We start from the raw sequence: 6,952 nt of genomic DNA, 5'->3' as shown, positions 1-6,952 counted from the left end.
TGGCGTCGCAGGAGAAGTACACCGGGGACGCGTTCGTGGACGGTACGGCGGCGATGGCCGTGGTCGGTCCGTGGGCGATCGCGACGTACAAGGGCAAGGGCGACTGGGGCGTCGTACCGGTGCCGACGTCGTCCGGTAAGGACCCTTCGGAGATCCATACTTTCAGTGATGCGAAGAACGTCGCGATGTACTCCGCGTGCAAGAACCGCGGGACCGCGGGGGATGTGCTGAAGTTCGCGACCAGCAAGGAACAGGACGGAAAGTTCCTGGCCGCGACCGGGCAGATGCCGCTGCGCAAGGACGTCGCGTCGACGTACGCCGACTACTTCGCGAAGAACCCCGACTACAAGACGTTCGCGGACCAGGCGTCCCGAACCGTTGAGGTTCCGAACGTGCCGAACTCGATCACGATCTGGCAGACGTTCCGCGACGCCTACTCCAAGTCGGTGATCTTCGGCCAGGAAGACACCGGGTCAGCCCTCGACGGCGCCGCCCAGAAGGTCGACCAACTAGCCAAACAGTCATGAGGTCGCGTGGTCCGCTCGGCCGGATTCTCGGTGAGCATCCGGTCGGGACCGCGTTCGTCACGCCGTACGTCGTTTTCCTGGCCGCGGTGTTCGCGTATCCGCTCGGGTTCGCGGTGTACATGTCGTTCCACGACTACTTCTTCACGGCGCCGGGAGCGATCGTGGAGCGGCCGTTCGTCGGGTTCGACAACTACGTGACGGTGCTGTCGGATCCGGCAGTACGGCGGGCGTTCGGAAACGTTCTGGTGTTTCTGGTGATCAATGTTCCGCTGACGGTCGTGCTGTCGTTGCTGCTCGCGAACGCGCTGAACGCGGCGATCCGGTGGCGGACGTTCTTCCGGGTCTCGTACTACGTGCCTTATGTGACAGCGTCGGTCGCGGTCGTCGGGGTCTGGCTGTTCCTGTTCAACTCCAATGGTCTGGTCAACTCCGTCCTCGGTCCGCTCGCGCCCGATCCGTCCTGGTTGGTGAACTCGTCGCTGGCGATGCCGACGGTCGCCATCTACGTCACCTGGAAGCAGCTCGGCTTCTTCATCCTGCTCTACCTGGCCGCGCTGCAGAACGTGTCCGGCGACTTGTATGAAGCCGCTGACATGGACGGCGCGGGTCGATGGCAACGCTTTATGAATGTCACGGTTCCCGGCGTCCGGCCGGCGACGACGCTCGTCGTGCTGCTCGCCACGGTGACCGGCGCGAATCTGTTCACCGAGCCCTATCTGCTGACCGGAGGCGGCGGCCCGGACGGTGCCTCGGCGTCACCGGTTCTGATCATGTACCAGCGCGGGATCGAGCAGGGGAACCCCGATGTGGGTTCGGCGATCGGCGTACTGCTCGTGATCGGAGTGCTCTTGCTCGCGTTGGTCGAACGGCGTTTCGTGGGGAAGGAAGAGTCGTGAAGCTCAAGTTCGCCGGGCTGCTGATCGGGGCCTTCGTCTTCCTGTTTCCCTTCTACTACATGCTGATCGGCTCGCTGCAAGCCGAGCCGGATCCATCGGTCGGCGGTGCGTTTCCGTCGCCGGGGAACCTGACCGGCCACAACTACGCCGAGATCGACCAGGCGATCCATCTCGGCCGGTCGCTGCTCAACTCCGGGATCTTCACCGGCGGCGTCATCCTCGGGACACTCGTGTTCGGGGTGCTCGCCGGGTACGCGCTGGCACGGTTGCAGTTCCGCGGGCGCGGGCTGGTGTTCAACCTGATGCTGCTGATCCAGGTGGTGCCGTTCCAGTTGCTGACGATCCCGCTGTACGTGCTGATCGTGCGCAGTTACGGTCTCGCCGACAGCTATCTCGGGATGATCCTGCCGTTCCTGATCAACTCGACCGCGGTCTTCGTTTTCCGGCAGTATTTCCTGCAGTTGCCGGCCGAGTTGTTCGACGCGGCCCGGATCGACGGGGCGTCGGAGCTGAGCATCCTCTGGCGGGTCGCCGTACCGCTGGTGCGGCCGGCCCTGCTGACCGGTGTGCTGCTCACGTTCATCGGGCCGTGGAACGAGTTTCTGTGGCCTTTCCTGATCACCAAGCAGCAGGACCTGCAACCGCTCGCGGTCTCGCTGTCCAACTACCTCACCACCGTCTCGGCGCGGGCCGCGAACCCGTTCGGCGCCGTGCTCGCGGGCGCGTGTGTGCTGGCTGCGCCCGCGGTGACCTTGTTCATCGTCTTCCAGCGCCGCTTCATCTCGACGAACCTGTCGTCCGGCGTCAAAGGCTAACTTCTGAAGGGCTTTTCCGTGACTGTTCCTTACACCCTTACTCGCATCGGCGTCCTGATGACAGCCGAGCCGGGCAACGAACTCGAGGCGGCGGGGGTGCTGAACCCGGCGACCGGACACACGCCCGACGGGCAGTTGTACCTGCTGCCGCGGCTGGTTGCTGACGGCAACGTGTCACGGGTCGGCCTGGCCGCCGTCGAACTGGCGGACGGTGTGCCGGTCGGCGTCCGGCGCGAAGGTGTCGTGCTCGCACCGGACGAAGGGTGGGAGCGCGGCAAGAACAACGCGGGCGTGGAGGATCCACGAGTCACGTTCGTGCCGTCGCTCGGGCTGCATGTGATGACGTACGTCGCGTACGGTCCGCTCGGGCCGAAGCCGGCGCTCGCGGTGTCGTCGGATCTTCGGGAATGGCGACGGCTGGGTCCGCTGCACTTCGAGTACCAGCCGGACCTGGACACCGATCTCAACCTGTTCCCGAACAAGGACACCGTTTTCTTCCCCGAGCCGGTGCCGGGTCCGGACGGCGAACCGTCGTACGCGATGCTGCACCGGCCGATGTGGGATCTCGGATGGTTCCGCGAGGGTGAGGGCGTGCATCTGCCGGCGGGCGTCACCGACGACCGGCCGGGGATCTGGGTGTCGTTCGTCCCCGTGGCTGCCGTCGAGGACGACCTGCGGAACCTCGTCCACCTGCGTCAGCACCGGCTGGTCGCGATGTCGGAGTACCCCTTCGAGGAGTTGAAGATCGGCGCCGGTCCGGCGCCGCTGCGGATCCCTGAGGGCTGGCTCGTCATCCACCACGGCGTCACCGGCGAGCAGCCGGAAGGTTTCGACCCCACCACTCAGAAGGTCTGCTACGCGGCCGGCGCGCTGATCCTCGACCCCGACGACGTCACCCGGGTCGTCGCCCGGACCACCGAGCCGCTGATGGTCCCGGAAACCGCGGAGGAAAAAGTCGGAACGGTAGGAAACGTCGTTTTCCCGACTGCCATCGAAGAGGTGGAAGGCGTGCACTACGTCTTCTACGGCATGGCCGACGCCGCCATCGGTGTGGCCAGATTGGACCGCCTGCCATGAAACCCACCCGCCGCACCGTCCTCGGCGGAGCACTCGCGGTGGCTGCCGCCTCCACAGTCACCCTTCCCGCTGCAGCCTCCACGCGCCTGTCCAATCTCGCCCACCTCGACTTCCTCCGGGCTTCCGTCTCACCGCCAGCCGCCGCGGGCCACACGACCTACGGCTCCGGCCCGTTGGGCGTTCTGTGGACGTACGCCGACCATCAGGCGGACGGCTCGTACCGGCGGATCGGTGGTGGCACCTACGACCCGACGACGAACACCTACGGACAAGGCGCCTACAACGCGGACGACATCGCGCGGGCGGCCGTCGTCTACCTGCGGCACTGGAAACTCTTCCACCAGGCGACCTCGCTGCAGACGGCCCGCGACCTGCTGCGAGCCCTCACATTCCTGCAGTCACCCAACGGAAACGTCGTGCTTTGGATGCAGCCCGACGGCACCCTCAACCCAAGCGCCGAGCCGGTCGAACTCCCCGACCCCTCCGACTCCGGACCGTCCTACTGGCTGGCCCGCACCGTCTGGGCGCTAGGCGAGGGGTACGACGTTTTCCGCCGTACCGACCGCGCCTTCGCCGCCTTCCTCCGCGACCGTCTCGAGCTGGCGATCGCCGCGCTCGAACGCCAGGTCCTGATCCGCTACGGCCAGTACAACGTCGTCGACGGCCGCCGCCTCCCCGCCTGGCTGATCGTGAACGGCGCGGACGCCACCTCTGAGGCGGTCCTGGGACTCGCGGCGTACGTCGACGCCGGCGGATCGCCCCGAGCCCGTCGAGCCCTCAGTCGTTTCGCCGAGGGCATCGCGCAGATGCACGCCGGCTCGACCCGAGAATGGCCGTTCCGTGCGCTCTTGCCCTGGGGCGAGTCGATCTCCGACTGGCACGCCTGGGGCGCCCAGATGCCCTCCGCCCTAGCCGCCGCCTCAGCCACTCTCAACGAAACCGTTTTCCTGACAGCAGCGATCGGTGACACCGCCGGTTTTACTCCACTCCTGCTCACCGCCGGCGGCCCCGACAACGGCTGGCTCCCGACGCCGATCGACCGCTCCCAAATCGCCTACGGCGTCGACGCCCGCCTGCAGGCGCTCCTCGCCATCGACCGCCCCGGCCAGAAACACCTCGCTGCCTTCGTCGCCTCCTGGTACTTCGGCGCCAACCGCGCCGGCCAACCCATGTACGACGCCACCACCGGCCGCACCTACGACGGCATCTCCGGCGACGGCGTGATCAACTGCAACTCCGGCGCCGAGTCCACGATCCACGGGCAACTCTCGATGCTCGCCCTCGACGCCCACCCGGACATCGCCCGCCTGTCAGGCGCGTCGGCGTACGACGGACTCCAGATCATCGAGGCGGAGACTGCCACTGGTGGTGCGGTCGTCACACCACCATCCGCGTGGACCGGCGAATCCCAATGGAGCAACGGCTCCTACCTCTCCCTCGACGGTACGGCGACGTGGACCGTGCCACCGTCAGCGCAACCGCGTCTGGTTCTCCCGGTCGTCAACCTGGTTGACACACCGACGCCGGCGCGGAGCACCTGGACAAGCGGCGGCCGCACTCTGGGCACACTGGTCCACGCCTGCGGCCCGCAAGGCATTTCGGCGGCGCCCGGCGCGCTTCAGCCGCTGACCCTCGCCAACCCGCTCCCTGCCAACGCGACCACGCTGAGCACGCAGTCGACGGGCACGGCCCAGTTGGACGCAGTACTGCTGCTCCCAACCATCAGCAGCCTCCGGATCGGAACCGCGACGTTGCTGGTCAGTGTCGACACCCGTCCGCGCGTGGTCAGCGCCAGTGGGCACGCCTACACGTACGACTCCAGCGGCCGACTAGTTGCCCGCGGCAAGCCACTCGTCGTACCAGGAGGTTTCACCGTCGTGCTCGGCTGAGCGCCTCGGCACACCAGTCGGCAACGAACAGCAGGGCCTGGCCGCGCTGGTGGAACAGGTATCTGCTGTCGACCTGGCGGTGGTAGGCGCTGTGCGTCGTGTCCGAGGCCCTACCCAGCAGGCCGGGCAGCAGCCAGGCGTACTTCACGCCGGACGCCATCACCGCCAGGCGCACCTGGTCCGGGTCACCGCGCCAACCAGCCTCATGCAGGCCGTCGAGGTAGTTGGCGATGCAGGTCTCGGCCAGCTCGGGAAGGCGCTCGGCCGGCCAGAAGAGATCGAACACCGCGTCCGGGATGTAGTTGCCGATGTCCTCGCCGAGCGCGCCGTCGCCGAGGAACGACCAGTCGAACAGCGCGAGCTCACCGGTCGGCCGCTGGACCACGTTCGACACCCAGAAGTCGAGGTGGCAGCGGGCGCGGGGGAGACTCGCGACGAGGTCGAGCAGCGCGTCGCGATGGACCAGCAGGCCGGTCCAGGCTTCGCGCAGCTCGGCCGGCCAGGTCTCGCGGATGAGCGGCTGCTGCCAGGCCGCGTCGTCGGTGATCAGCTGCCAGGGGACATCGCGGGTGGTGGAGTAGTCGCGCAGGAAGCCCGTCGAGGTCCACGGCCGTTCGGGCGCGGGACGGGCCTGCCAGCGACCGCAGGCGCGTGCGAGCGCTGCATGTTCCGCGAGGCTGAAGTGTGTGCCCGGCGTACCAGCGATGTCGTCCATCAGCAGTACGGCGCCCTCGGGCCCCTCGTCGACCTGTGCGGCGGGCAGGACCAGGCCGGCGTCGGCGAGTTGTCCGCGGAGTTCGTCGTCGCGATAGACCTCGAGTTCGCGGCGCCAGTAGTTCCAGTGCCGCGGGTCGGTCGACGCGGCCCACGGCCCGGACGGCTGGCTCGGCCGCCGCAGTTCCTTGCGTACGGCGGTCCGGCCGTCGGCGTATGTCACCCGTTCGACGTTCGCCGTCACCGCGTTGAGCGGGTTGTGCCGCAACGTCGTCGTACCGACTTCGGTCATGAGGAGCAGTTTGTCAGCCCAAGAGGATCTTCGGTGGCAGACCGGTGAGAGCTTTCACATCGCGGGTGAAGTGGGCCTGGTCGGCGTACCCGGTGAGTACGGCGACGTCGGCGAGCGGGACGCCGGTGCGCGCGTGGTCGAGGGCAACGTTCATCCACAGGACCCGGTCGAGCGTTTTCGGGCCGTAGCCGAACGCGTCCAGGCAGCGCCGGTGCAGTTGCCGCTCGCTGAGGCCGGTCGTCGCCGCGAGGCGGGAGACGCCGGCCGTGCCGCGGAGCAGGCCGCCGCGGACGCTGCGCAGTACGTGCGCAGTCAGGCGGTCGGTGGGCTCTTCGAGCAGTTTGGCGACCTCGAGATCGAGTGCTGTCGCGTGGTCGGGCGCTGCCCGGATCCGATCCAGCAGGCGTCTGCTGCGGTTCGGCGACCACAGGTCGGCGAGGCGGACCCGCTGGTTCAGCAACTCCCGGGCGGGTACGCCGAGGAAGCCTGGCGCGGCGCCCGGCGCGAACCGGATCCCGGTGTACCGCGTGCCCCGCGGCGCGCTGCCGGTCCAGGCGCGGTTGTCCGGACCGGCGACGATCAGGTCGTCGTCCATCAGCAGCAGATCCATGCAGCCGTCGGGCAGGATCCGGTAGTCACCGCCCTCCGCCGTACGTGTCCACAGGTCGGCGCCGGCGATGCGCGCGGGGCGCTCCCGGTACGGCTCGACGACCACAGTCACCTCTCCAGTCTGCTACGCCCC

7 protein-coding genes are annotated in these 6,952 nt (G+C 67.9%); 5 read left to right on the top strand and 2 right to left on the bottom strand.

The window, feature by feature from the left end; genetic code table 11:
- The 5 genes from E0H45_RS41750 to E0H45_RS41730 form a co-directional block, all read left to right on the top strand.
- The coding region (locus E0H45_RS41750) for an extracellular solute-binding protein (RefSeq protein ID WP_131348237.1) at positions 1-527 on the top strand (527 nt) is incomplete at its 5' end.
- On the top strand, positions 524-1,423 hold the full coding sequence (locus tag E0H45_RS41745) for a carbohydrate ABC transporter permease (RefSeq protein ID WP_131348235.1): 900 nt from the start codon (positions 524-526) through the stop codon (positions 1,421-1,423). The genes E0H45_RS41750 and E0H45_RS41745, both read left to right, overlap by 4 nt.
- A complete protein-coding gene (locus tag E0H45_RS41740; RefSeq protein ID WP_131348233.1) occupies positions 1,420-2,238 on the top strand; it encodes a carbohydrate ABC transporter permease in 819 nt (272 codons plus the stop codon). The genes E0H45_RS41745 and E0H45_RS41740 overlap by 4 nt, the downstream gene beginning before the upstream one ends.
- 18 nt (positions 2,239-2,256) lie before the next feature.
- A complete protein-coding gene (locus tag E0H45_RS41735) occupies positions 2,257-3,315 on the top strand; it encodes a glycoside hydrolase family 130 protein (protein ID WP_238155704.1) in 1,059 nt (352 codons plus the stop codon).
- Positions 3,312-5,204 carry a hypothetical protein gene (locus E0H45_RS41730; protein ID WP_131348231.1) on the top strand — a complete coding sequence of 631 codons (1,893 nt, stop codon included), beginning with the start codon at positions 3,312-3,314 and terminating at the stop codon, positions 5,202-5,204. Before E0H45_RS41735 ends, E0H45_RS41730 begins: the two co-directional genes overlap by 4 nt.
- On the opposite strand, the gene E0H45_RS41725 is transcribed toward E0H45_RS41730, so the two are convergent.
- Positions 5,185-6,210 carry an aminoglycoside phosphotransferase family protein gene (locus E0H45_RS41725; protein ID WP_131348229.1) on the bottom strand — a complete coding sequence of 342 codons (1,026 nt, stop codon included), beginning with the start codon at positions 6,208-6,210 and terminating at the stop codon, positions 5,185-5,187. The two genes, E0H45_RS41730 and E0H45_RS41725, sit on opposite strands and share 20 nt — an antisense overlap.
- A 13-nt stretch (positions 6,211-6,223) precedes the next feature.
- The gene (locus E0H45_RS41720) at positions 6,224-6,931 is read right to left on the bottom strand and encodes a helix-turn-helix domain-containing protein (RefSeq protein ID WP_238155703.1); all 708 of its coding nucleotides are present in this window, start codon (positions 6,929-6,931) and stop codon (positions 6,224-6,226) included.
- Positions 6,932-6,952: the final 21 nt, after the last annotated feature.

This window comes from Kribbella soli (assembly GCF_004331345.1).
Classification (GTDB): Bacteria; Actinomycetota; Actinomycetes; order Propionibacteriales; family Kribbellaceae; genus Kribbella; species Kribbella soli.
Note: the sequence above shows the minus strand (reverse complement) of the source record. Positions and strands in the feature narration are given on the sequence as shown.